Source organism: Moraxella sp. FZLJ2109, assembly GCF_024296965.1.
GTDB lineage: Bacteria > Pseudomonadota > Gammaproteobacteria > Pseudomonadales > Moraxellaceae > Moraxella.
Genome location: NZ_CP101112.1, coordinates 1,686,456 through 1,711,135, shown reverse-complemented (window position 1 = coordinate 1,711,135; position 24,680 = coordinate 1,686,456). Strand labels below are relative to the sequence as shown.

Annotated in this window: 24 protein-coding genes; 12 read left to right on the top strand and 12 right to left on the bottom strand. The window is 45.7% G+C overall.

What is annotated here, in order from left to right; all coding sequences use genetic code 11:
* Positions 1-35 precede the first annotated feature (35 nt).
* On the bottom strand, positions 36-2,612 hold the full coding sequence (clpB, locus tag NKU06_RS08285; protein WP_254729962.1) for an ATP-dependent chaperone ClpB: 2,577 nt from the start codon (positions 2,610-2,612) through the stop codon (positions 36-38).
* Between the two features lie 223 nt (positions 2,613-2,835).
* On the bottom strand, positions 2,836-3,408 hold the full coding sequence (locus NKU06_RS08280) for a hypothetical protein (protein WP_253223253.1): 573 nt from the start codon (positions 3,406-3,408) through the stop codon (positions 2,836-2,838).
* A gap of 173 nt (positions 3,409-3,581) precedes the next feature.
* Here NKU06_RS08280 and NKU06_RS08275 point away from each other — a divergent pair, with 173 nt between their 5' ends.
* Entirely contained in the window at positions 3,582-3,989 is a 408-nt protein-coding gene (locus NKU06_RS08275) for a helix-turn-helix domain-containing protein (protein ID WP_253223252.1), read from the top strand.
* Positions 3,990-4,031: 42 nt separating this feature from the next.
* Here the strand turns inward: NKU06_RS08275 and dsbD are convergent, their stop codons facing one another.
* From dsbD to NKU06_RS08230, 9 genes are all read right to left on the bottom strand, one after another.
* Positions 4,032-5,975: a protein-disulfide reductase DsbD gene (gene dsbD, locus NKU06_RS08270; RefSeq protein ID WP_254729960.1), complete on the bottom strand. Its 1,944-nt coding sequence runs from the start codon at positions 5,973-5,975 to the stop codon at positions 4,032-4,034.
* A 383-nt stretch (positions 5,976-6,358) separates the two neighbouring features.
* Positions 6,359-6,481, bottom strand: a complete 123-nt coding sequence (gene cydX / locus NKU06_RS08265; protein WP_254729958.1) for a cytochrome bd-I oxidase subunit CydX — start codon at positions 6,479-6,481, stop codon at positions 6,359-6,361.
* Positions 6,482-6,503: 22 nt separating this feature from the next.
* Positions 6,504-7,649, bottom strand: coding sequence for a cytochrome d ubiquinol oxidase subunit II (cydB, locus tag NKU06_RS08260; protein ID WP_254729956.1), 1,146 nt, complete (start codon positions 7,647-7,649; stop codon positions 6,504-6,506).
* A gap of 1 nt (position 7,650) precedes the next feature.
* A complete protein-coding gene (locus NKU06_RS08255) occupies positions 7,651-9,255 on the bottom strand; it encodes a cytochrome ubiquinol oxidase subunit I (RefSeq protein ID WP_254729954.1) in 1,605 nt (534 codons plus the stop codon).
* Positions 9,256-9,389: 134 nt separating this feature from the next.
* Positions 9,390-9,590 (bottom strand): hypothetical protein, encoded by a 201-nt coding sequence (locus NKU06_RS08250; protein ID WP_253223247.1) that lies wholly within the window; start codon positions 9,588-9,590, stop codon positions 9,390-9,392.
* A gap of 59 nt (positions 9,591-9,649) precedes the next feature.
* Positions 9,650-10,387: a rhomboid family intramembrane serine protease gene (locus NKU06_RS08245; protein WP_254729952.1), complete on the bottom strand. Its 738-nt coding sequence runs from the start codon at positions 10,385-10,387 to the stop codon at positions 9,650-9,652.
* Between the two features lie 152 nt (positions 10,388-10,539).
* Entirely contained in the window at positions 10,540-11,373 is an 834-nt protein-coding gene (locus NKU06_RS08240) for an ion transporter (protein ID WP_254729950.1), read from the bottom strand.
* A gap of 186 nt (positions 11,374-11,559) precedes the next feature.
* Positions 11,560-12,102 (bottom strand): NADPH-dependent FMN reductase, encoded by a 543-nt coding sequence (locus NKU06_RS08235; protein ID WP_254729948.1) that lies wholly within the window; start codon positions 12,100-12,102, stop codon positions 11,560-11,562.
* Between the two features lie 454 nt (positions 12,103-12,556).
* Entirely contained in the window at positions 12,557-12,985 is a 429-nt protein-coding gene (locus NKU06_RS08230; RefSeq protein ID WP_253223243.1) for a DoxX family protein, read from the bottom strand.
* Positions 12,986-13,251: 266 nt separating this feature from the next.
* Between NKU06_RS08230 and NKU06_RS08225 the strand changes: the two genes are divergently transcribed.
* The 10 genes from NKU06_RS08225 (at position 13,252) to NKU06_RS08180 (ending at position 21,794) form a co-directional block, all read left to right on the top strand.
* The gene (locus tag NKU06_RS08225) at positions 13,252-14,124 is read left to right on the top strand and encodes a LysR family transcriptional regulator (protein ID WP_253223242.1); all 873 of its coding nucleotides are present in this window, start codon (positions 13,252-13,254) and stop codon (positions 14,122-14,124) included.
* A 268-nt stretch (positions 14,125-14,392) separates the two neighbouring features.
* Positions 14,393-15,235: an integrase core domain-containing protein gene (locus tag NKU06_RS08220; protein WP_254729032.1), complete on the top strand. Its 843-nt coding sequence runs from the start codon at positions 14,393-14,395 to the stop codon at positions 15,233-15,235.
* A gap of 33 nt (positions 15,236-15,268) precedes the next feature.
* Positions 15,269-16,918 carry an MFS transporter gene (locus NKU06_RS08215; protein WP_254729946.1) on the top strand — a complete coding sequence of 550 codons (1,650 nt, stop codon included), beginning with the start codon at positions 15,269-15,271 and terminating at the stop codon, positions 16,916-16,918.
* A gap of 19 nt (positions 16,919-16,937) precedes the next feature.
* The gene (locus NKU06_RS08210) at positions 16,938-18,083 is read left to right on the top strand and encodes an HlyD family secretion protein (RefSeq protein WP_254729944.1); all 1,146 of its coding nucleotides are present in this window, start codon (positions 16,938-16,940) and stop codon (positions 18,081-18,083) included.
* A gap of 98 nt (positions 18,084-18,181) precedes the next feature.
* Entirely contained in the window at positions 18,182-18,931 is a 750-nt protein-coding gene (locus tag NKU06_RS08205) for a YebC/PmpR family DNA-binding transcriptional regulator (protein WP_253223239.1), read from the top strand.
* Positions 18,932-19,007: 76 nt separating this feature from the next.
* The gene (locus NKU06_RS08200; RefSeq protein ID WP_254729942.1) at positions 19,008-19,244 is read left to right on the top strand and encodes a hypothetical protein; all 237 of its coding nucleotides are present in this window, start codon (positions 19,008-19,010) and stop codon (positions 19,242-19,244) included.
* Positions 19,231-19,608 carry a PIN domain-containing protein gene (locus tag NKU06_RS08195; protein WP_254729940.1) on the top strand — a complete coding sequence of 126 codons (378 nt, stop codon included), beginning with the start codon at positions 19,231-19,233 and terminating at the stop codon, positions 19,606-19,608. The genes NKU06_RS08200 and NKU06_RS08195 overlap by 14 nt, the downstream gene beginning before the upstream one ends.
* A 14-nt stretch (positions 19,609-19,622) precedes the next feature.
* Positions 19,623-21,164 carry a threonine ammonia-lyase, biosynthetic gene (gene ilvA, locus NKU06_RS08190; protein ID WP_254729938.1) on the top strand — a complete coding sequence of 514 codons (1,542 nt, stop codon included), beginning with the start codon at positions 19,623-19,625 and terminating at the stop codon, positions 21,162-21,164.
* A 19-nt stretch (positions 21,165-21,183) separates the two neighbouring features.
* The gene (locus NKU06_RS08185; RefSeq protein WP_254729936.1) at positions 21,184-21,399 is read left to right on the top strand and encodes a hypothetical protein; all 216 of its coding nucleotides are present in this window, start codon (positions 21,184-21,186) and stop codon (positions 21,397-21,399) included.
* Complete coding sequence (locus tag NKU06_RS08180) at positions 21,396-21,794, top strand: RNA-binding S4 domain-containing protein (RefSeq protein WP_254729934.1); 399 nt, start codon at positions 21,396-21,398, stop codon at positions 21,792-21,794. Before NKU06_RS08185 ends, NKU06_RS08180 begins: the two co-directional genes overlap by 4 nt.
* 112 nt (positions 21,795-21,906) lie before the next feature.
* Here NKU06_RS08180 and NKU06_RS08175 read toward each other — a convergent pair whose 3' ends face one another.
* A complete protein-coding gene (locus NKU06_RS08175) occupies positions 21,907-23,496 on the bottom strand; it encodes an inorganic phosphate transporter (protein ID WP_253223233.1) in 1,590 nt (529 codons plus the stop codon).
* 288 nt (positions 23,497-23,784) lie between these two features.
* Between NKU06_RS08175 and NKU06_RS08170 the strand changes: the two genes are divergently transcribed.
* Positions 23,785-24,495: a hypothetical protein gene (locus NKU06_RS08170; RefSeq protein ID WP_254729932.1), complete on the top strand. Its 711-nt coding sequence runs from the start codon at positions 23,785-23,787 to the stop codon at positions 24,493-24,495.
* The last annotated feature ends 185 nt before the right edge of the window (positions 24,496-24,680 follow it).

The window sequence follows — 24,680 nt, the reverse complement described above, 5'->3', positions numbered from 1 at the left end:
ATCGTAAACGGTTGGTTGGTTTGTTGGGTTATGAATTAGCTATAACGCAATTTGTTAAACGCAAACTTATCATCCACCCACTCAACGCTGATGACATCGCCTGCGACAAACTCGCCAGACAGTAGCAGCTGTGCCAATGGGTTTTCGATTTCTTGCTGAATGGCTCGCTTGAGTGGTCGCGCGCCAAATACAGGATCATAGCCAATCTCAACCAAATGTGTCATCGCATCATCACTCATCACAAGCCCCAGTTCACGCTCTTTTAGGCGAGCACGCAAGCGATCCAGCTGAATCTCAGCAATGCCTGCCATCTGTGCTTGTCCCAGGCTATGAAACACGACGATCTCATCGATACGGTTGATAAACTCTGGTCTAAAATGACCATTCACCGATGCCATCACCGCCGATTTGATGGTGTCATAATCTTCGCCTGCCATCTCTTGGATTGCATGACTGCCAAGGTTACTGGTCATAATGATGACGGTGTTTTTGAAATTCACCACCCGACCTTGACTATCGGTCAATCGGCCATCGTCTAGCACCTGCAATAGGATATTGAACACATCAGGATGCGCCTTTTCGACTTCATCGAACAGCACTACGCTATACGGCTTACGGCGAACCGCTTCGGTCAACACGCCACCTTCTTCATAGCCAACATAACCAGGGGGTGCGCCAACCAGACGGCTGACACTGTGTTTTTCCATAAATTCGCTCATATCAATCCGCACCAGTGCATCTTCAGAATCAAACAAGAAATTCGCCAGTGCCTTGGTCAGTTCGGTCTTACCCACACCTGTCGGACCTAGGAACAAGAATGAACCGCTTGGTTTATTCGGGTCAGACAGCCCCGAACGGCTACGGCGGACGGCATTTGCCACGGCGGTGACCGCTTCGTTTTGGCTGATGACACGCTCATGCAGGATGTCTTCCATCGCAAGCAGCTTATTACGCTCGCCTTGGAGCATCTTGGCGACTGGAATGCCTGTCGCTGCCGATACCACTTCTGCGATTTCGTTATCAGTCACCTTGTTACGCAAAAGCTTTGGTGCATTGTCTTCGCCATCATCACCCTGAGCTTCAAGTGCTTTTTCAAGCTCAATAATCTCACCATATTGTAGCTGTGATGCTCGTGCATAGTCACCTTCACGCAGTGCCTTATCCAGTGCGATACGCGCATTATCCAGCTTGGCTTGTAGCTGTTTGCTGTTTTCAACACCTGCTTTTTCAGTTTTCCAGACTTCTTCAAGCTCGCTGTATTCTTTTTGAGCATCATCGATTTGGGCGGTCAATGATTTCACCTGTGCTTTTGCACCAGCATCATCTTCATTTTTGACCGCTTCTAGCTGCATCTTGAGTGCGATGATACGACGATCCAGCTTATCCAAGCTTTCAGGCTTGGAATCCAGCTCCATCTTGATACGGCTTGCCGCTTCATCAATCAGATCAATCGCCTTATCCGGCAGCTGACGATCGGTGATATAGCGATGACTCATCTTGGCAGCTGCGATGATGGCAGAGTCCATGATTTTGACACCGTGATGCAGCTCATAACGCTCTTTGAGTCCACGCAAAATGGCGATGGTATCTTCGACACTTGGCTCATCGACGAGCACTTTTTGGAATCGACGCTCAAGCGCTGGGTCTTTTTCGATATATTGGCGGTATTCATCCAAAGTCGTCGCACCCACACAGCGTAACTCACCACGAGCCAAAGCAGGTTTTAGCATATTGCCTGCATCCATCGCACCACTGGTTTTGCCTGCACCGACCATGGTATGTAGCTCATCGATGAACAAGATGACATTGCCGTCTTGTTTGGCAAGCTCATTCAGCACGGCTTTTAGGCGTTCTTCAAATTCGCCATGATATTTCGCCCCTGCAATCAGCGAACCCATATCCAGTGATAGCACGGTCTTATTGCGCAGGCTCTCAGGCACTTCACCATTGACGATACGCTGAGCAAGCCCTTCGACGATGGCGGTCTTGCCCACGCCTGCTTCACCGATGAGCACAGGATTATTTTTGGTGCGGCGAGATAGCACCTGCACCGTACGGCGGATTTCGTCATCACGACCGATGACAGGGTCAAGCTTGCCTTGCAGGGCACGGTCGGTCAGATTGATGGTATATTTATCTAGAGCTTGTCGGTTTTGTTCGCTGTTTTGATTATTCACGGTTTGATCTCCACGGATTTTTGTAATGATGTTTTGTAAAGTCTCGGCGGTAATGCCTGCTGATGCCAATGCTTTGTGCGTGGTTTTTTCTTCAAATAACGCAAGCAGTAGCCATTCGATTGCCACATACTCATCACCAGCTTTATTGGCAAACTGCTCGGTCGCTTGTAGCACTCGGGCGGTATCAGGCGCCAATCCTATCTGAGCAGGTGGTGTCGTTGCCACTGCCAAATGCGACAGCAAAGTCTCACTTTGCTCTTGTAAAGTCTGCACAGCTGCCCCGCTCGCTGCCAGTATCGATACCGCAGTTTCGTTCTGTGTCAATACTGACAATAAATGTGCAGGGCTGATGGCGGTATGCTTGCGACTGATGGCAAGCTCATTGGCTTTACGGATGATGTCTTGTAAGGTGCGTGTATATTTATCAAAGTTCATGTTATTATCCTTATCAATGTTTGGTTGATTATTATATGGATAGCCTGTGGATAATTTTCAAGAACTGCGTTTTGTTATGGTGTAATAATTTTATAAATCATTGATTTTATTTATTTTATTTAAATTTTTGGGGAAATATTGTAAAGATAAAAATAATCCCCATCGGGATGGTGATGGGGATTTTCAAGGGGTGGAGTTCTAGGCTTAATTTGCTACAAATGGATTATTCCGCAAACTCAACACGGATATCCCCATTGTGATATTCCACAACCGCAATATCCACACTTTCATCATTATCTAGATATGCTGTGCCCAAATAATAATCTTCAACGATTTCTTCCAGTTCAACCCTGTCACACTCCGCTTCAGAATTATAATCATGCTCTAATATTTGATTAACCACTTCACAGCTTCTATTCTCAATACTGGTCGAATTAAAGAATAAGATAATTCCACAAATTACCACAAGTCCAAAAACCATCTCAAAGATAAGTGACTTAGCTTGCTTATCCCTACCTAATAATTGCTCACGACTTTGAATATAAAGCGGTGTAACAAATCTTTTCCACACAAAATTCTTATCTGAATAACCGTGAAATTTTAGATATTCCGCATCACAAATATTTAAAATGATCGATAGCACAACCGCAACAAATAAGAAATTAAACACACTGGAATTTGATCCATTAAATTCAGAAACAAAAGCCACTATCGCTGGCGCGCTTTGCAATACACCCGCACCCTTATTTAATATCAAATGGTGCAAAAAACCCTTGCTGCTTTCTACTTCTGACATATTTTGCTCGCTATATCTCAATCAAATATTACTAGAAAATTTCAATATTGTAAGTTTTATTGAAAACTTGTATTTAATACCAAATTATACTAAAATCATCAAAACCCACAATATTCAAACTCGGCTTATATTATCCGTGTTTTTACTTATAGCCACCTTAAAAGTGAGATTCCATGTCCATTCATGACAGTATTCGCCTTATTAGAGAATCCAAACACCTTTCACAAGAAGATATGGCGGAAGAATTGAATATGTCCGTCAGTGGATATGCTAAGATTGAGCGTGGCGTAACCAAACTACAATTTGATAAATTGCAGAAAATTGCTCAGATTTTTAACTTGGATATTGTCGAATTAATCACCGCAGGCGATAAAGGCGTCGTGTTTATTGCTAATGAAAATAAGGCGGATAATTCAAGTATTATCAACTCAAGCTATTACACCTGCAATACCGATGTTGCAATCGAAATCGAAAAACTAAATCTACTACTGACACACCAAAAAGAATTAGTCGCCCAAAAAGATGCAGAGATTGCCGCCTTAAAAGAAGTTATTCAGTTACTAAAAGCAAATCAGCAATAACAAAAAATCGCAGAACAAAAAATTCTGCGATTTTTATTTTATTCACTTAGCCAAAGCCGCTTCAAAATCCGTACGCTCAACTTGCCCTAACAGCACTTGCTCAAGCTTACCTTGGTGATAAATCAACAAAGCTGGTGGCCCAAATAACTGATAACGAGCCAACACCGCACGACTCTCATCGGTCGTCTCAGTGATGTCAAGCTTGACAACTTGATAATCAGACAGTAAAGCAGGACGATGGGTAAACAGCTCTCGCTCCATGATACGGCACTCAATACACCAATCGGCAGTGAGATCGACAAGCACCTTTTGGCGAGTGGCGAGAATCTGATCCAGCTCGTATAAAGTGGTGATATGCATATCAGGATATGTTTGGGTGTAGCCTGTGGCGGTATTTTGGCCAAGACTGAGTGGACGCCAAGCGTCGGTCGCTCCCATTGATGCCCCTGCCATCAGACAGCCTGCCCAAATCGCAGACAGCACCGATAGCACACGAAAGCCCATTTTTGATAATCGCCAAAACCAAAGGCACAATACCAAAAACCACACCGCCCACAGCACCAGCATCAACGAAGTTAGCAAGATTCGCTCAATCATAAGTAGTGCCACACCAAGTAGCATCAAGCCACCGAACTGCTTCACTCGATCCATCCATGCACCTGCTTTGGGCATATATTTGCCCTGCATCGCACCGACCACCATCAATGGCACTGACAAACCCAGTCCCAGAGCAAACATCGCCAAAAAGCCAAACACCGCACTACCGCTACCTGCCACAGCTGTCAAAGCCCCTGCCATCGGTGCAGACACACAAGGCGACACCACGAGTGCTGAGAGCATCCCTGCCAGATAGCTGCCTGTGATGCTCCCAAGCTTATCATCCGCTCGTGTGGCGTTTTGTTGTAACAGATTGACCAATGCTGATGGCAAACGAATCTGCACCCAGCCAAACATCATCATCGCATAGAGCACAAACAGCCCTGCGACGATGGCGAGCACCCAAGTTTTTTGGAACCATGCGGTGATGCCCAAAGCTTGACCAAACCATGCAATGATAAGACCTAGCACGCCGTAAGCTGTCGCCACGCCCACACCATAGGCAGATGCAAGCATAAAGCCGCGTTTGGTGCTGTGCTTGGCGTTGCCTTGTGTGATGTTGTTTTGCTTAGCGACGATATTAGCAACGATCGGGATCATCGGATAGATACATGGCGTGAAAGCCAATAATAAGCCTGCCAGGAACAGCAGCCCAATCAGCACAAGTCCACTGCTCGCACCCGTATCGGCAGGCGTGTAGCTGTGATCTAGGGTGAAGCCGTCCGTAATGGCAAGTGGCGCGGCTGACGCTGTTTGCGCGGTATCAATTGCCGCCTGGGTATCAAGTGCTTGACTGGTTTGATTATCCGCTGAACTGCTGTTTTGGTTATTATCTGTATTGCCATTTTGATCGCCGCCTTGTCCATCATCTGTGGCGCTTGGCAGCACCACGGATGGGTCGGCAGCCAGACTGATGCTTGTCTTCGTCCACTCAGGCGGATAGCACAGTCCTGCTTTGGCACAGCCCTGCCAACCAATGCTGATCTCAGTCTGATCAAGTGCGGCGGCACTTTTTAGCACGGTGGTCGCAGTGACATCAGTGTCAAACACCGCCACACGCCCAAACTGCGGATCATCGACCCAGCTTGGCGTTTTGTCAAATTGCCACGCGTCCGCGACCACGCCATCAGGCAGTTTTAATTTAAGCTTATCTTGATAGGTATAGTAGCCATCTGTGACCTTAATCTGTACCGTCAGCCGATCACCATCTACCGTCGGCATGACAGTAAAAGCTTCATGCACGGGCAAAATTTCTTTTTGTGCGCCGAACAATCCACTTAATGCACCAAATGCCCCAGCACTGCCCAAGCTTGCCATACTAGGCGTACTGATAGCAAGTGTCGCTGCGATAAGGCTGATAGCGGCATGGTGAAAAACGGTGCGGCGCATGGTCATGATCGATGGATAAATGATTGATAAAGATGGTGATATTTTAGCATTGTTTTGGCAAAATTTGGGGGAAATTTTGGACTTTATCATCAATATTTATAAGGCTTGGCAGTGATTTTGGTGGTTTATCAAGGCAAGTTTTATTCAGTGTCAATGCACCAAAAAAGATGGTAAAATTTGCGAAAATTTTCTGTAATTATTGGGAAAGGTTTGGCGGTGTACATTTAACATTCTGCCCTAGACCCCCTCCCAGCCTCCCCCTTGATAAGGGGGAGGTGTCGTATCTTTTTAAGCTGAAGTTTGCAAGATAACAAACACCCTCCCCTTAATTAAGGGGAGAGCCCGGGTGGGGTTGATTAAAAATCACCAAGATTTATCAACTATTACTGATCCTGCTCATCACCAAAGGATGCATTGCGCGATGCTTCAAACTCTACCCACACTGCACTTAAAATCGCAAGCAATACTGCAAATCCCAAGCCCAAAATCCAAGCAAAATACCACATTGTTTAACTCCTTTTTTTAAGCTTAGTACAAAGTTTTTTCGTTTTGCTTAATGTATGCCTTGGTCACTTTACCACGCATGATCGCATAACCCCAGCTGGTATAAGTCACCACCACAGGCAACAGCACAATCACCACAAACAGCATGATCGTCAAGGTCAAATGGCTTGATGTCGCATCCCATACCGTCAGGCTTGATTTTGGATCGATCGATGACGGCATATAAAATGGAAACAGCGCCACGCCTGCCGTCCCGATGATGCCAAGCAGTGCAAGACTTGATGTGATAAAGGCAAGCAAGGTGCGCGCCATTTTCAGTAGCGCAATGGTCACAAGCGGCATCACCACACCCAAGGCAGGCAATAGCCACAAGGCAGAATGCGCGTAGAAATTATTGAGCCACGCACCTGATTGGACAGCGACTGCCTTGGCGATCGGATCGATGGTGGCGTTGGTGTCAATATTGCTTGTGATGACATAACCATCTAGATTCACCACCCAAAAGCCTGCCGCGACGAACAGCACCACCGTGAGAATGGCGGCGAATTTGGCGGCGTTTTTTGAGCGTGTTTGAATTTCATCAACAGTGCGATGCGCCAGATACACACCGCCTTGCATGACAAGCATCGCCACACTGACAAGACCGCACAGCAGCGCAAATGGCGATAACAACTCAAAGAACGAACCTGTATAAGTCGATACCAAATGGCTATCTAGCGAAAACGGCACACCAAGCAAAAGATTGCCAAATGCCACACCAAAAATCAGTGTCGGCACAAATGAACCGACCAACAGCAGCCAATCCCAAGTATTGCGCCATGTGTCATTTTTAATCATGCTGCGGTATTTAAAGCCCACAGGACGGAAAAACAACGCCCATAAAGCGGCAATCAATGCCCAATAAAATCCACTGAACGCAGTAGCATAGACCAATGGTAATGCCGCAAAAATCGCGCCGCCTGCGGTGATGAACCACACCTGATTGCCTTCCCAATGCGGCCCGACTGTATTGACAATCACGCGGCGTTCGTCATCATCTTTACCCACAAAAGGCAGTAGCGTCAGCACGCCCATATCATGCCCATCCATGATAGCAAAGCCGATGAGCAGCACGCCGACAATCAGCCACCAGACGACTTTGAGCGTTTCATAATCTAATAGCGTAAGCATATTACACCCCTTGTTGCTCTGATGGATTGATGATGTGTGGCGATGTTTTTTCGCCATAATATTTGCCCGTGCCAAGCGATGCCGGCCCAAGCTTGACATATTTGATCATCAAATACATCTCAACAATCGCCAAAATCACATAAAACACCACAAAACCCGCCAAAGACAACAGCACATCATTGACATGGATATTTGATACTGACAAATGCGTCGGCAACACGCCATACACCGTCCACGGCTGACGACCGTATTCAGCGACGAACCAACCTGCTTCGATGGCAATCCACGGTGCAGGAATCATCAATACGGCGAATTTTAAGAGCCATTTTTTCTGCATAAAATTACCCTTGAGCGTGAAAAATAGGCACAAGCTGAATAAAATTAGCATTAAAAAGCCCATCGCCACCATCACGCGAAATGTCCAAAACATCGGCGTAACCGCAGGCACACTGTCATCGACCGCTTGAGCGATCATCTCAGGGGTGGCTTTGGTGACATCGTTTGTGTATTTTTTGAGCAATAGACCAAAGCCTAGATCCGCTTTATGCGCGTCAAACTCGGCAATCATCGCAGGATCAATGATGATGCCCTGCTCTTTTTGGGCGCGCATGGTGTCAAGCAGATGTACGGCAGTGATGCCATTTTTGATTTTTTCTTCATTGATTTTCTTAATATCATGAATACCAAGAATCTGCTGATCAAACGAACGGGTGCCGATGATACCCATCAAATACGGAATATGCACCGCCCAATCGTTTTTTTGCTCAGCTTCATTAATCCCTGCGATGATATTAAAACTCGCTGGCGCAGGCTCAGTCTCCCACATCGCTTCGATTGCTGCAATCTTGGTTTGCTGCGCGTGACCGATCGAATAACCTGACTCGTCGCCAAGCACGATCACCGAACAAATCGCCGCAAAACCAAAAGCCGATGCCACATGAAAACTGCGCTTGGCAAACTCAATATCACGCCCTTTAAGCAAATACCACGCCGACACGCCAAGTACAAACAGTGCGCCTGTCACATAGCCTGCCGAGACAGTATGCACAAACTTATTCTGCGCATCTGGATTTAGGAAAATCTGTGCAAAGCTTGTCATCTCCATACGCATAGTGTCGTAGTTGAACTCAGCGCCGACAGGGTTTTGCATCCAGCCGTTCGCGACCAAAATCCACAAGGCAGACAAGCTAGTACCCAGCGCCATCAATAGCGTGGTGGTAAAATGCTGCAATCGTGACATCCGATCCCAGCCGAAGAAAAACAGCCCCACCATGGTGGATTCTAAGAAAAACGCCATCAAGCCTTCGATGGCAAGCGGTGCACCGAACACATCGCCAACATAGTGCGAATAATATGCCCAGTTCGTGCCGAATTGAAATTCCATGGTGATGCCTGTGGTCACCCCAAGCACAAAGTTAATCCCGAAAAGCTTACCCCAAAATCGGGTCATGTCTTTCCAAATTTCCTTACCTGTGGTGAGATACACCGCTTCCATGATCACCAGCATCCATGTCATGCCAAGCGTCAGCGGTACAAATAAAAAGTGAAATAAGGCGGTCGCAGCGAATTGTAGCCGCGATATATCGACCAGATGCTCGGTAATCATACCAAACCCCTTTTGATCAGTGTGATGGTGAAAATAAAGACATTCTGCGTGATTGTTTGCCAGATACTTGCGATTAATTATTATGTGTAAAAATTGGTACAGTGCTATTACTACGAGATCAAATCAGCCAATTTTCATGCAATCACGATGAACGCCGCCATCATAACAGAGTATTTACCAAAACACCAACCGATATTATTACAGGCAAGATTGGCTTGCCAAATCACAAACGATGGGAAATATTTGGGTAAACTTTGGTGGGCAAGTGTGAGATTTGAACGCGTACGGGCGCATTGCATACATCCACGGATGATTTCGATTTGAATTTGCTGCATTAAAAAGAGCGTATTTGATAACGCCCTTTTTATCATATCCAAGCTGTATAAAAACACCATCAAACCACCGCTAGCACTTCGCCCTGCAGTACCCACCAGGCTGTAGTAAATGCAAACGCAAGCAACGCCACCACCGCCCAATAATAGCTAAAGCCATAGCTGCGGCCGCTTTGTAGGCGCACGGCTTGGCGTTTTTCGATCACAAGCCCCAAGCCCAATATCGCACCTGTGATCATCCCACCGATATGCCCTGCGTTATTAATCCCATCGATGGCAAAGCCCATCAACAGATTCAATCCCATCACCATTGCAAGGCTTTTGGTATTAAACACCATGCCGACAGGCGCGCGCGTCACCGCAAGTATTAACAAAAACGCACCGATGCCCATCAGACCACCCGATGCGCCCGCAGTAACAATCGGCATACCACCTGCCAAAATATCCTGCCAAGTCATGTAATTACTCAGCAGTCCACCGCCAATCACTGACAACAAAAACATCACCAAAAAGCGCACAGGTGACAGCACAAGCTCGCCTGCCTGCCCAAAATAATACATCGCAAAGCTATTAAACAGCAAATGCAGCACGCCAATATGCACAAAGCCACTGGTGATGAGTCGCCACGGCTCAAGCGTCATTGAATACGGCAAAAAATTCGCCCCAAAGCGCACCAAATCGCGCGTACTCGGATCATCAATCTGCACGCCCACAAGCCACTGATACGCCATCATACCCACAAAGCTTAGGATTAACAGCAAAGTGATGGGTGCGCGCTGCCACAATCGAGAGATGTTCATTATCGTGCCAATTTTTCCAAAAAAATTCACCCTATTAAACCAAAAATCCACACAAAAAACCACCCAAAATATTGAGTGGTTGAATCAAATGACAAATAGAGAGATTGGCACAAAAGCGTAAAGCGACATTTCAATCATTGCTATTTAATCGCTTATAAATGCAAATCATGACCACAGCGATCACAGTATTTGGCATTGGTCGCATGGCCGAATTTACCGCAGTTTGGACACGCCACAGGCTGTAGCTGTGGTCGCATGGTACGCGTAAGCTCGGCGGTGAACACCCCAGTCGGCACGGCGATGATGGCATAACCTGTGATCATTACCATACTTGCAATGGCTTGACCGATCGGCGTCTTGGGTGAAATATCCCCATAACCGACGGTTGTCAAAGTCACAACCGCCCAATAGATCGAGCGAGGAATACTGGTAAAGCCATTTTCAGGTCCTTCGACCACATACAGCACCGCGCCAAAGATGGTGACAAGTAGCAGCAAAGATAAGAAAAATACCGTAATCTTATGCTGACTGGTCTTAAACGCCGCCGCCAAAAAACCCGCCTGCTGCATATAGGATTTGAGCTTAAAGACGCGAAAAATCCGCAAAATCCGCAAAATCCGCACCACGAGCAGATAATGCATTCCCACAAAAAACAAGCTCAAATAGGTCGGCAACAGCGCAAGTAAATCCACCACACCAAAAAAGCTGAAGGCATAAGCGCGACGATTGGGCGCAGAATACAAACGCAAAATGTACTCGATGGTGAATAAAATGGTAAAAATCCATTCTGCCGCTGAGAAATAGCGACCATATGCTAAGCGTAAATCCAGCACACTATCAAGCATCACCACCAAGACACTGGTGATGATCGCCACCATGATCAGCACATCGAACAGCTTGCCGGCAGGCGTGTCCGTGCCTTCGATGATGATATGAATGCGCTCTTTTAACGAGACCGATTTGTGCGGCAGATAGTTAGATGGCATGGTGATGATTCGCTACGAAAATAGGTAGATATTTTAGCTTACTTTTGCACAATTTAAAATATCTGTGCATGATCTGTTACAGTCATGCTAATTATCATAAAATAAAGCATTGTCAAATATCACAAAAAAGCCAATCGCAATCGACTGGCTTTTTGGTATGGTAGGAGAGTTTATACCGTGGTTGAATTAGTATTTTTCAACAAATTCTGCATAAGCATTAATGAAACCATCCAATACCGCTTTGGCTTGTTCTGAAACCAACTCACCATGCTCATTGAACGCACCTGCAAAGATACCGCCGAAATAAGCACCGAATGGTAGCGTTGGCATATTCAACGCTGGGCTTGTGCTGATGGTACGCAATTGATCAGTGACGCGTGGACTGCCGTTAGTATTGACACTCAATAGACCAAGTGGCTTGCCGTTCCAGACGCTTTGACCCATTGGGCGAGAGCCGACATCGATGGCGTTTTTGATCATTGCTGATGGGCCGCCGTTGTGTTCTGGGCTCACCCACAAGATCGCATCTGCCGCTTTGATCGCTTCACGCACGCGAGTGTATTGTGGGATGTCTTGTTCATCTAGGTCGCGATCGTACAGTGGCAGATCAGAGATGTCCACGACATTTAGCTCTAGTGACGCTGGTGCGACTTTTTGAAGGTATTTCACCGCTAGGTGGTTGAATGAAGTTTTGCTTGCACTTCCGACAAATACTGCGACTTTTTTCATGAGGTTTTTCCTTATTTTTCATCGTGCCATTGGCACTGTTTTTGAGTTTTTGAAAGATTTGGCAAATGTGTCATTTACCGCTTGGTTGCTATTATGCTATTTTTTAAATTTTTGAACAAGATTGATTTTAGCAAAATAATTTTGCAAATTTGCAACGATCTTTGAGTATTTTATGAGTGATTGGTTGCTGAATTGGTTGCTGAAGTGGAATTTATAACACCCAAATCAAACAAAGCCAAACAAATTAACCGCTTAATCACAATTAGCAATCCACCAAGCCATCACAGCCGAACCAGCTTACACAATGCAGCTTGCACAAAAGCAACTTTGCACATTTAAGTATATTTCAGCCAACTAAGCATCAAATAGTGATAATAACAAAAAAGCACGAAATCAGTATTCGTGCTTTTTTAGCCCAAGTGAAACTAAACTATGATCACATTAGCGGTGATAATCAGTATTTTGAAAATTTGGCATCCAAAGAATACTTACCTGCACCCAATGCCCAAAATAGTAGGAAAATCATACAATACACCACTGCATTTTCGCCGCGGTTGGCACTTGGCAACAGCAGCAAGTCAATCCCTGCAGGAAATGCGTGATAAAAGAAGTATGCCACTGCCATCATTCCTGCTTGGATAAAGGCATTGAATCGCGTGAACAAACCGATAATCAGTAGCGCACCACCAACAAGCTCAAGCACACCACCAACGCCCATCATCGAAAACAGCTCAACTGCACCTTTATCACCCGCCATCGCAGCAGGCATGGCGAATAGTTTGGTCGTACCATGCAAAAGATACATATAACCGATGATGACACGCGTAAATAGCAAGAGCAAATCTTTTAGATTATATGAAAATTTTTCGAATGAATGATACATAATACACGCTCCATTATTATTTTATATAAGCTGTGAGCTTAAAGTTTGTACCTTTGTTGGTCATTGTGGCATTGTCAATTGTTGTCAATTTTGCGCCGTATCAAATTTTTTCCCTTGCTTTATTTTAATTGATTTTAGTCACTTAACAAGGTACACTTTTACAAAATTAATTTGCAATTATAGAAAGTTAATTATAAAATTTTCGCATATTGATATTTTATTTTTAAATTATCTATTTATCCCAACTTCTCAGACATGGCGCGTTTATGAACCACATCAGCCTTGATGACATTCGCTTGTTTGTATCGGTCGTACAAGCAGGCAGCCTAAGCTCAGCATCGGATCTGACAGGTGTGCCTGTCTCACGGCTGTCGCGTCGCTTGACTCAGCTAGAAAGTTCGCTTGGCACGCAGCTTTTGAACCGTGGCAAAAAAGGTGTCAGCCTAAACGATTTGGGCGAGCATTTTTTTGTTCATGCCCAAAATATGCTCAAAGAAGCCGATTCAGCGATCCAAAGCATTCATCATGGGCTCGAAAAACCCACAGGGCTGCTGCGCGTGTCAGCGCCTGTTGATGTCGCACATCGGTATTTGTTGCCGCATTTAGAAGAGTATCTGGAGCAATTCCCTGAAGTGTCCATCGACATCAATCTGTCACAACACAAGATCAATATGATCCAAGATGGCATCGACATCGCCCTGCGTGTCGGCTCGATCGAGAACGAAAATGTCGTGGCAAAACCGTGGATACAGATGCATTTTGGCATCTTTGCTACCCAAGAATATCTGGACAAAAACGGCGTGCCAAATACGCCGAACGATCTATATCACCACCAAGTCATCGCACAGACCATGAGCCTGCCGTGGCGGTTTTGTCAAGGCAATAAAGAACTGAAAATCTCGCCAAATCCTTATATCGGCTGCAATGATTTTACCATGGTTGATCGCATGATCGTGCGTGGTATCGGTATTGGCAAAATGGCACTTGAAAACGGTCGCCAACATGGTTTGGTGCAAGTGCTCCAAGACTGGGAAATGGATGTCAAGCCAATCTCGATGATTTATTATAAAAATCGCGGCTCTACACCTGCGGTGCGCAGCTTTGTGGAATGGTATTTGGCAAGGCTAAATTTAAATTGATTGGCTTTATTTAAATTGATTGGCTTTTGATAAATTTATTCAGCGAAAATCAGCGATGGTGAACATGACTGATTTTTTGTATTTTAAAAAGATCAAATAGACCACCAAGTACCCAACTGACATCAAAATACACTGATAAGTTCGCAAAATTTCATTGACCAACTCGGTGCACAGGCGTATATTTCTGCTGTTTTTTTCTTAACAATCATAACAATTTAATTGTAAGATAAACTACCGTTGTTTACAGTATTAAGGTAAAATACTGCAAATGAACATTCATAAAAATACACGATTGCTTCCCTACCAACGGGAAGCCATTTGGACTGCTTATCACAAGAACAGGCAGTCAGTTACTTCACTAGCATTGGAGTACAAAGTATCAAGACCTACCATTTACAAAGTCTTAAAACTTGCTCGTGTTAAGCTACTCAAGCCCCAAGCCAGTACCAACAATCGCTTTAAACAAGCCAAATATGGTATTAAACGCCTTGCTAAAGTTGAACAATCCATACAGGATAAGCTCAAAAAGCAAGCCAAGCGATACAATAAGTCCTATCCTGGTGAGATGGTGCATGTGGACACCAAACGCCTGCCCTTGCTCAAAGGACAAAATGCCAACAGTCCTAGAGAATATCTATTTGTTGCCATAGATGACTATTCTCGCGAATTGTATGCTGACATCATGCCGGATAAAACAGCCTTTAGTGCAACACAGTTTCTTGTAGAACAAGTGATAGAGCCATGCCCCTACAAAATTGATGTGATTTATTCTGACAATGGCACAGAATATAAAGGCACAAAAGACCATGAATTTTCTCAAGCCTGCTATCAAAACAACATCAATCAAAAATTTACCAAAGTAGGTAGGCCACAAACCAACGGCAAAGCTGAAAGGGTCATACGAACATTAATGGAGCTTTGGCATGATAAACATGAATTTGTCAGCAGTGAGCATAGAAAGCAAGAATTAACCAGATTTCTTAATTTCTACAACACTGTTAGACCGCACTCATCTTTAAGTAAGAAAGATGAGACTACTGGCAAGACTTTAACTTTTACTCCTTATGAGTGGTTAGAGTTTTATTTTAAGCAAAGTGTAAATAACGCTTGAGTTTCTTACAATTTAATAATCATAATAAGCACAATGCACACACCAAGATACCTTGAAAAACCGCCGAACTGGACGGCAGATGAGCGCCCTTCATTACCTGGCTCACCTGCTAATATCAAACATTCGCGCCCGATTGCCTTATTGTATTTTGTGATTGGGATGCTAATCGCTATCGCAGGCGGCATGGGTAATGGCTTTACTACAGCGAACCTGCCCTATATCCAAGGTGAATATGGCTTGACGCCAACGCAGTCAGCGTGGTTTGCCGCTGCCTATGTCATCGGCAGCATGAGTGCCAGTATTTTGACTTATAAGGCGCGTCAACAGCAAGGCATTCGCTGGTTTACAGAGGTGTCATTATTTGCTTTTTTGGTCATCACAGGGCTGCATCTGCTCACACACCGCTATGAACTCGCTATTTTGGTGCGTGGCTTGAGTGGTTTTGCAGGTGGTACGATGTCCACTTTGGGCTTGTTTTATATCATGCAAGCCTTTGATAAAAAACTCAAACTACACGGGCTGTATTTTGCCATGGCAGCTGGTCAGCTGGGTGTGCCTTTGGCTTGGGTGATCTCGCCCTACTTGTTCTCAGCTGAGAGTTGGTCACGATTGTACAGCTTTGAATTTGGCTTAACCTTGTGTGCTTTTGCACTGGTCATGATGCTCAAACTACCGCGCGGCGTACGCATCCAAGTGTTCAACACAGGTGATATCATTGCGTTTATCCTACTGACCACAGGCTTTGGCGCATTGGCAGCAGTACTGGTACAAGGCCCGATCGTCTGGTGGACGGACGATCCAAAGATTGCCTATTGGCTGATCATTGGCATGGGTGCGCTGATGTTGGCATTTGTCATCGAGCATCACCGCAAGCTGCCATTGGTTGATACCAAATGGCTAACCACCATCGGTTTATTGCGGTTTTTGTTAGCATCGGTATTGTTGCGATTTTTGATGGCAGAGCAGTCTTGGGCGACGGTCAATTTTTTGCGCAGCATGGGCATGAGTAGCGATCAATTCATTGGCTTATATGGCGTCATCGCGGCAGGAACTTTTATTGGTGGCATGGTCAGTGCAGCGACTTTTTCGCCCAAGATGGTATTTCCACAGCTACTGTGCGCAGGCGTGCTGATTGCGCTTGCCAGTTTCTTGGATGCTGACTTGACCAGTGATGTGCGTCCTGAGAATTTCTATGTCAGTCAATTTCTCATCGGCTGCGCTGGCGGTATGTTCATTGGTCCGCTGCTGCTGGTTGGTTTTGTCAAAGCCATGCTCAAAAGCCCCAATCACATCGCTATGTTCATTCTATTATTTACCGCCAGCCAAAACTTCGGCGGTCTGCTGGGTACGGCATTTTATTCCACCTATGAAAAGCAGCAATTTAACACCCATCGCCAAGTATTGCTTGCTGATATGCCATCAACTGATAGTGCAAGCAGTTATCGCTTGGCGCAGTATCAAGCAAGCACACGCCCAATACTGAGCGACCCTGTCCAAAATGCACAATCGGCACTCACAACACTCAATCAAACCATCAATCGTGAAGCAACCACGCTTGCTTTTGCTGATGTCATTCGAGTGAATTTATATTTGGCAATTTTTGGCATACTTTGGGGCATAATACAAATGTTCATTGTTAAGAAATATTTACAAAAAAATCCCTTACCAATTGGCAAAAAATAAAAAATACTAGGATATTCTTATGGATCAACAATCACAAAAACCGCAGGCAGATAGCCAAACCGACAACACCCAAGCATCAAACAATGTCCCAAAGCCTACCGCTGAGACGCCCAAGCTGATCCCTGCAAAAAAATCCACCATTGCCATCATGCTGCTCGTGTTCGCCATTGGTGTCGCGGTGATCTTGTGGGTATGGCAAATTCCACCTTTTGTTAGCCACAGTGAACAAACAGACAATGCCTATATCCGCGGCAATTCTACAGTGCTATCATCACAGATCAGTGGCTATGTTGATGAAGTTTTGGTTAAGGATTTTGATACCGTAACCCAAGGTCAGACCTTGATGCGCATTAATACTGCTAATTATGAGCAGCAAGTTATCCAAGCTCAGTCAAACATCACCGCTGCCAAAACCAATTTGGACAACCAAACCCAACTGATCGCACAGCGTAAAGCCGATATCAAAGTCGCTCAAGCCCAGCTGACCCAAGCACAGACGCAGCATTCTTTGGCGACATCACAGCTTGATCGACTCCAAAGCCTTGTCAGCATCGGTGCAGTCTCGCAAGCTGAGATCGATAATGCACGCGCCAATGTCAATAATACGCAAGCTGCCATCAGCCAAGCGCAAGCAGGCATCGAAGCAGCCGAGCAAGCACTCAAGACCGCTGAAGTGGCGCGCACAGGCTTACAAGCACAAGTCGATAGCGCAACTGCCGCCGCTAAGCAAGCCGAGACTTTTGAGCAATACAGCATCATTACCGCACCGATCTCAGGACAGCTTGGACAGGTGAATGTACATAATGGACAATATGTCAGCACAGGTACGCAGCTGCTTTATATCGTGCCCAGTGACACTTGGGTGATTGCCAACTTTAAAGAAACACAAATGAAAGACATTGCCATCGGTCAGCCTGCAACTTTCAGCGTCGATGCTTTGGGCGGCGCAACTTTTACAGGCGTGGTGGACAGCATCTCGCCTGCAACAGGTTCTGAGTTTAGTGTCATCAAGACCGACAATGCCACAGGCAATTTTACCAAAGTCGTGCAGCGCATCTCAGTACGCATTCGCATCAATCCCAACCAAGACGCACTGCATCGCTTACGCCCTGGAATGTCTGTGATCGCAAAAGTTGATACTACAAATACCAACAAAGACCCATAAAACCAGTAGAAAAATCAGCCGAACTTGCGTATAATATCAAGTTATTTTTGTTAATTTTCTTTCCTAGATTTGGAAATTTTTAGTTAAAAAGGTGCATTATGGCAGGTCATAGTAAATGGGCGAACATCAAACATCGTAAAGCCAAACAAGATGCCGCAAAAGGCAAAATTTTCACCAAAATCATCCGTGAAATCGTCTCAGCATCAAAAGGCGGCGATCCTGATCCAGCCAACAACCCACGCCTGCGCGCCGTGCTAGAAAAAGCCAACGCAGCGAACATGACCAAAGATGTCATCAAGCGAGCTATCGAACGCGGTCAAGGCGGTGGTGAAGGCGACAATGTCCAAGAAATCACCTATGAAGGCTATGGTGTGGGCGGCGTGGCGGTCATCGTTGAGACCATGACTGACAATGTCAATCGTACCGTCGGTGAAGTGCGCCACGCATTCAGTAAGCATGGCGGCAATCTGGGCACATCAGGCTCAGTTGCTTATCTGTTCACCAAGCGCGGTGAAATCATGTTCAACGACCTATCGCTCGAAGACAGCGTGATGGAAGTCGCCCTAGATGCAGGCGCTGACGACATCGAAAATGACGGCGAGAGCCTACTTGTCATCACAAGCCCAGCAGCATTCGGCGCGGTCGTCGATGCCCTACTGTCTGCCGAGCTTAAGCCTGACAACATGGAAGTCACCATGTCGCCAAGCACCACTGCTGATATTGATAACATCGATGATGCCCAAAAAGTGCTGAAGATGATCGATATGCTAGAAGATCTGGACGATGTCCAAGAAGTTTATACCAATGTCAATTTTAGCGATGATGTGATGGCGCAGTTGGATGCTTGATTTATCTGCTCATTGATTGGATAATTGGGTATGATAAATTCGTTTGTCATACCCAATTTTTGTTTGGTATCAAATCATGATTGTATTAGACCTACCCCCACAGACCATGCAAATCATCGAACAAGTTGCCCAAAAAAACGGACAAAGCGTGCATGATTTCATCACCATCAGTGCTTATGAAAAAGCCCTGCAGTCTTTTGCCAAGCCGAAAGATGAGATGCTATTGACCGATTTTATCAATACACTGCCCAATCGCACGCATCTTGGCGATGGCGTAGCAATTCAAAAGGCATTGCGTGATGAATGGGATTAAATACCTGCTTGATACTTGCTTTATCATCGAGCTTTATAATAATCATGCTGGTGTGCTTGATGCCATCAGACAGCGGCGCATTGAGTTGTCCGCTTGCGCTATCAGTCCCATCAATCGCATGGAAGTCTTAGGTTTTGGCAATTTATCAGAACATGACAGCCAAAACCTTAAGTGTCTATTGGACCACATGAGTGCCCTGCCTATCAATCAACAAACCGAAAATACCGTGATTGCACTGCGCAAACGCCATAAAATCAAACTGCCTGACGCGATTGTGCTTGCCACCGCTTTAAATTACCAACTTGAACTATTAAGCCTTGATCAAGGCTTGATGAAAAAATATCAAAAAGAACAACAGAATTAATCAAGGATTTTTCCATGCTCACCCCTTATGTTCGTGCCATTTTACAAGCCACCGTCTATGATGTCGCTGTACGCACACCGCTTGAGCCTGCGGTGAAATTATCAAACCGCTTTAATAACAACATCCGCATCAAGCGCGAAGATCTGCAGCCTGTCTTTAGCTTTAAGCTGCGTGGTGCTTATAATAAAATCAGCCAATTGACCGATGATGAAAAATCACGCGGTGTCATCTGCGCATCAGCAGGCAACCACGCACAGGGCGTCGCCTACTCTGCCGCACGCTTAGGTATCAATAATCTAATCGTCATGCCAACCACCACGCCCGACATCAAAGTACAAGCGGTGAAATCGCTAGGTGGCACGGTGCATCTGCATGGTGACAGCTTCGATGAAGCCAATCGCTTCGCCATCGCTAAAAGCAAACAAGATGGCATGACCTACATCGCCCCTTATGATGATGAACTGGTCATCGCAGGTCAAGGCACGATCGGACTTGAGCTGACTCAACAGTGGCGCGAGATTGATTATGTGTTTGCTGCGTGTGGTGGTGGTGGCTTGGTCGCTGGCATTGCAGCTTTTTTGGGTGAAGTTGCACCGCACATCAAAGTGGTGGCGGTCGAGCCTGAAGGCGCAGCCTGCCTAAAAGTCGCCCTAGAAAATAACGAACGCATCCGTCTGCCGCAAGTCTCGCTATTTGCCGACGGTGTGGCGGTCGCACAAATCGGCGAAAAGCCATTTGAAGTCGCTAAGCTGATGAAATCGGACAATTCAGGCACAGTGATCGAGCCTGAAGTCATCACCTGTAGCAACGATGAAATCTGCGCGGCGATCAAAGATATCTTTGAAGAAAATCGCTCCATCGTCGAAACCGCAGGCGCGCTGTCAGTCGCTGGCATGAAAAAATTCATCGCAGCTCACGGCATCACGGGTAAAAACTGCGTCGCCATCTTATCAGGCGCGAACATGAACTTTGACCGCTTGCGCTACATTGCTGAGCGTACCGAGATCGGTGAGCAAAAAGAAGCGATTTTTGCGGTGCGACTGCCTGAACAAACAGGTGCATTTTTGGACTTCTGCCGCGTACTACAAGGGCGCAACATCACCGAATTTAACTACCGCGTCGATGCCACCAATCCAGATATCGCCCATGTCTTTGTTGGTATCGGCCTAAAAGAAGGTCAAAAAGAGCGCGCCACCATCATGCAGCTGTTGAGCAATGGCGGCTATACCGCACGCGACTTGACCGATGATGAAGCCGCCAAGACGCACATCCGCTATCTGATCGGTGGACACGCGCGCCTAGATGATGAGCAGCTGTTCCGCGTGATTTTCCCAGAGCGCCCTGGTGCACTGCTGAACTTCCTTGAAAAACTCGGTCAAGATTTTAACATCACCCTATTCCACTACCGCAATCACGGTGCAGCGGAAGGTCGAATTTTGGTGGGACTGCAAGCATCCAAAGGCAGCAGCCGCCAAATCCTAGATGCACTCACCGAAATCGGCTATGAATGCGAAAGCTTGACCAATAATGTGGGTTATCAGCTGTTTTTGAAATAAATACAGGACGCCAGACCCTATGACTTTCAATAGCCATCAAACCAAAGATCAGCCAAATTCAGATTTAGACCTTGAAGTATTGCAAGCTAAAATCATTCGATATGAAGCTGAAATCGCCAAACTGCAAGCTGCAGAAGCATTGCAAAAAACCAAAGCAAAAACCTATCTTGGTTTGGCAATTTTCTTTGGATTGGTGGCAATTGTGACAATTATTTTTATGACAAGCAAACCATGACAACTGAACCCACCAAAGTGCGCGCTGATAAATGGCTATGGGCGGCGCGATTTTTCCGTACACGCAGCCTTGCCAAAGAAGCCATCGAATCAGGCAAAGTGCATATGAATGGCGCAAAAATCAAGGTCAGTAAAGAGCTGCAAGTCGGCGATACACTCACCGTCCGCCAAGGTCATGCTACGCGCCTAGAAGAAAAAACCATCGTCATCACCGCTCTATCAGACAATCGTGGTAATGCGACGATGGCAGCGACCTTGTACCGAGAAACTGAAGAAAGCCAGGTGCAGCGCGAGTTTTTCGCCGAACAACGAAAGCTGATGAACCTTGCACGCCCCGACACCAAGCCTGATAAAAAACAACGCCGAGAACTGAATAAATTTAAACATCAGTGGTAGAATTTGGGTGATAAGCTGTTGATTATTAAACCACTTTTTTTAAATACTATTTCCAATAAAAAATCCCTTGAACTTAGCATTCAAGGGATTTTATTAATCAATATCAATCGAATTACAGCACTGCATTAAGTACAACGAACGCGATCGCACTGATCAGAGCTGATGCAGGCAGCGTGATCACCCAAGCCAGACCAATCGGACGCATCAGTTTCCAGTTGGTATTCTTATTCACAAGACCAATACCCAATACCGCACCGACTAGGATGTGCGTACTTGATACTGGGATACCTAGGCTTGATGCACCCATAACAACTGCCGCTGCTGCAAGTTCCGCCGCAAAGCCTGAAGCTGGATGCATTTCGGTTAGGTTTGTACCGACAGTTTGGATAACTTCTTTACCGATGAACCACAAGCCGACGATCAGCGCAATACCGAAAGTCACCATCACAGGACCTGGTACCATCGCTTTGGCTTCGATGGCGTTATTTTTGATCACATCAAGGATAGCCACGAATGGACCGACAGCGTTAGCAATGTCGTTCGAACCATGACTGAACGCGAACGCACACGCGGTAAATACTTGCATCCAACTGAACAGAATGAATGTCGCCTTACCAAGGTCTTCTTTGTGCTTACCACGAATGGTCTTGGTGTAGATGAATGCCGCCAACCATACGATCGCACCCAGCATACCCATCACCAATGATGCTTGTAGCATACTTAGGTTTAAGCCTGTGTTTGACAGACCCTTGAACACAACCATCGCCGTCATGATCACCGCGCCCAATGCTGCGATCAACGGCACCCAAGTTTTCAGCGCTTTTAGAGTGTCGATGCTGTCGCGTTCACGCTCAAGATCAAATAGCGAACGATAATAATCCGTCTCTAGATCTTCGCGCGTGCAGTCGCTATCTTTATAGACTTCTTGGTCGCGCAGTAGCGCATTGGTGTATGGCAGCTTATCTTCTTCGCTTAGGTTGTCGAAGTATTCTTTTTGCTCACGCTTGAGTGTCTTTTTATTGGTCTTAATCACACGGACGCGTGCTTCCGCCACTTCGTTGTATGCCAAGATATTTTTCTTAATAATACTGTATAGAAAATATGACAACAAACCACCCAATAGCGGTGAGGCAACCCACGAAATGGCGATTTCACCGATTTTTGACCATTTTACAGTAGAAAACGCAAGCTCGCTGCCACCCATATTGATACCAAGTACGATCGAGCTACCGACAATACCGCCGATGATGGCGTGCGTGGTTGAGACTGGCAAGCCTTTTTTGGTGGCAAATAGCAGCCAAAACGCCGCCGCGATCAATGCCGATAGCATCAAATAGATGAACTGATCAGGCGATACACCCAACTTATTGATATCTACGATACCGCTACGGATGGTATCAGTCACCGCTGCACCTGCCAAGACCGCGCCCGATACTTCAAAAATCGCCGCAACTGCCAACGCTTGAGTGACGGTCAAAGTACCTGCACCAACCGAAGTACCAAATGAGTTGGCGACATCGTTACCACCGATGTTGAACGCCATAAAGATACCAAAAAAGCTCGCCACCATAAATAGCGCGACCTGCTGATGCATGGTGTAGTCAAGACCCCACCAAATAAAATAAATACTGACCGCTGCCATCATCAGACCAAATAGCAAATTACCTGCCATTGGTGTTGTTTGTTTTGCTGAATTTACCATAAATTAAGTCAAATTATTCATAAAGAAAGCCACTTGGGTGCGCTGTGCATCCTAGCAGTGGCTGAAAAGTTATAGGCGCAATATGACAACACACCCCAATCTTGTCATATTATAGAATCCTATTATGACAATATGATGACAATTTTATCATATTTGCCAAATTGTAAGAAGATGTTTTGGAAAATATCTCGACAGTTACGCTGTGTCATCAGAATGTAACCGCACCATGCATTGCCTATTTTATCCCAACTTGCTATGATAACCGCTCCTATTTTATCGAGAGTACCGATGTCATTAATCGCCGATATGGTCGCCGCACTCATGCGCTATCACACCTTGCCACACCACACCGATGCAGCACTTGCCGACGCCCTAGCACAGATTCAAGCATGGCAACGCGCGCGCATTCATCTCGCCAACGCTGAGCTATTTACTCACAAGAAAACCGCACCACTTGCCAGCTATCTGATCGATCGCATCTACAGTGCGGCGACTTTCGAAGTGCTTGCCGCACAGCTACTCACCGCAGGACAAAACGCGCTTAATGGCTCAGGCAAGCTTGAAAAACTCGTCCCCACTAAGACACTCACCGCAGGTCTACTTGGCGTATCGGCGACCATCACCGCCATTGAGCTTGATTTACAATTGGCGCAGCGTTATCTAGCAGACTTTCGCGACAAGCTCATCAATGATGCGACCATGAGCGCGCTGTATCAAGCGGCGAATGCCAAAGACGCACGCATCGCTCAGATTCGTGAGATTGAGCAAGTTTGCCAAGTGTCGTATCAAGAATTTGATTCATTCCTGCTCAGAAACGCCTTTAAACTTGCCAAATCCACCGCCTATGCCAATGGTTATCAACCGCTGTATGACTTTATTAGTGAAGGCTTGGATGCGATTCATGCCATTGATAAGATTGAGCGATTTACCACGCCTTTTGTTGCAACAGAGCTTGAAATCATTGAAAAAATCCATGCAGGCAAGCCGATTTTTGACTAAGTCAGATTGGGTGATTTTAAGGGTTGAGTAAATTGCTTTAATATGATTTATTTTAACCCTTAAAATCTTTGAAAAATATTGATAACTATTTGATTTTAAATGATGATTTAATATCACAATGCATATGCCAATTGATAACTTTTAAGCCAAATTCATCATAATCACACCCAAACCAGCAAACTTGC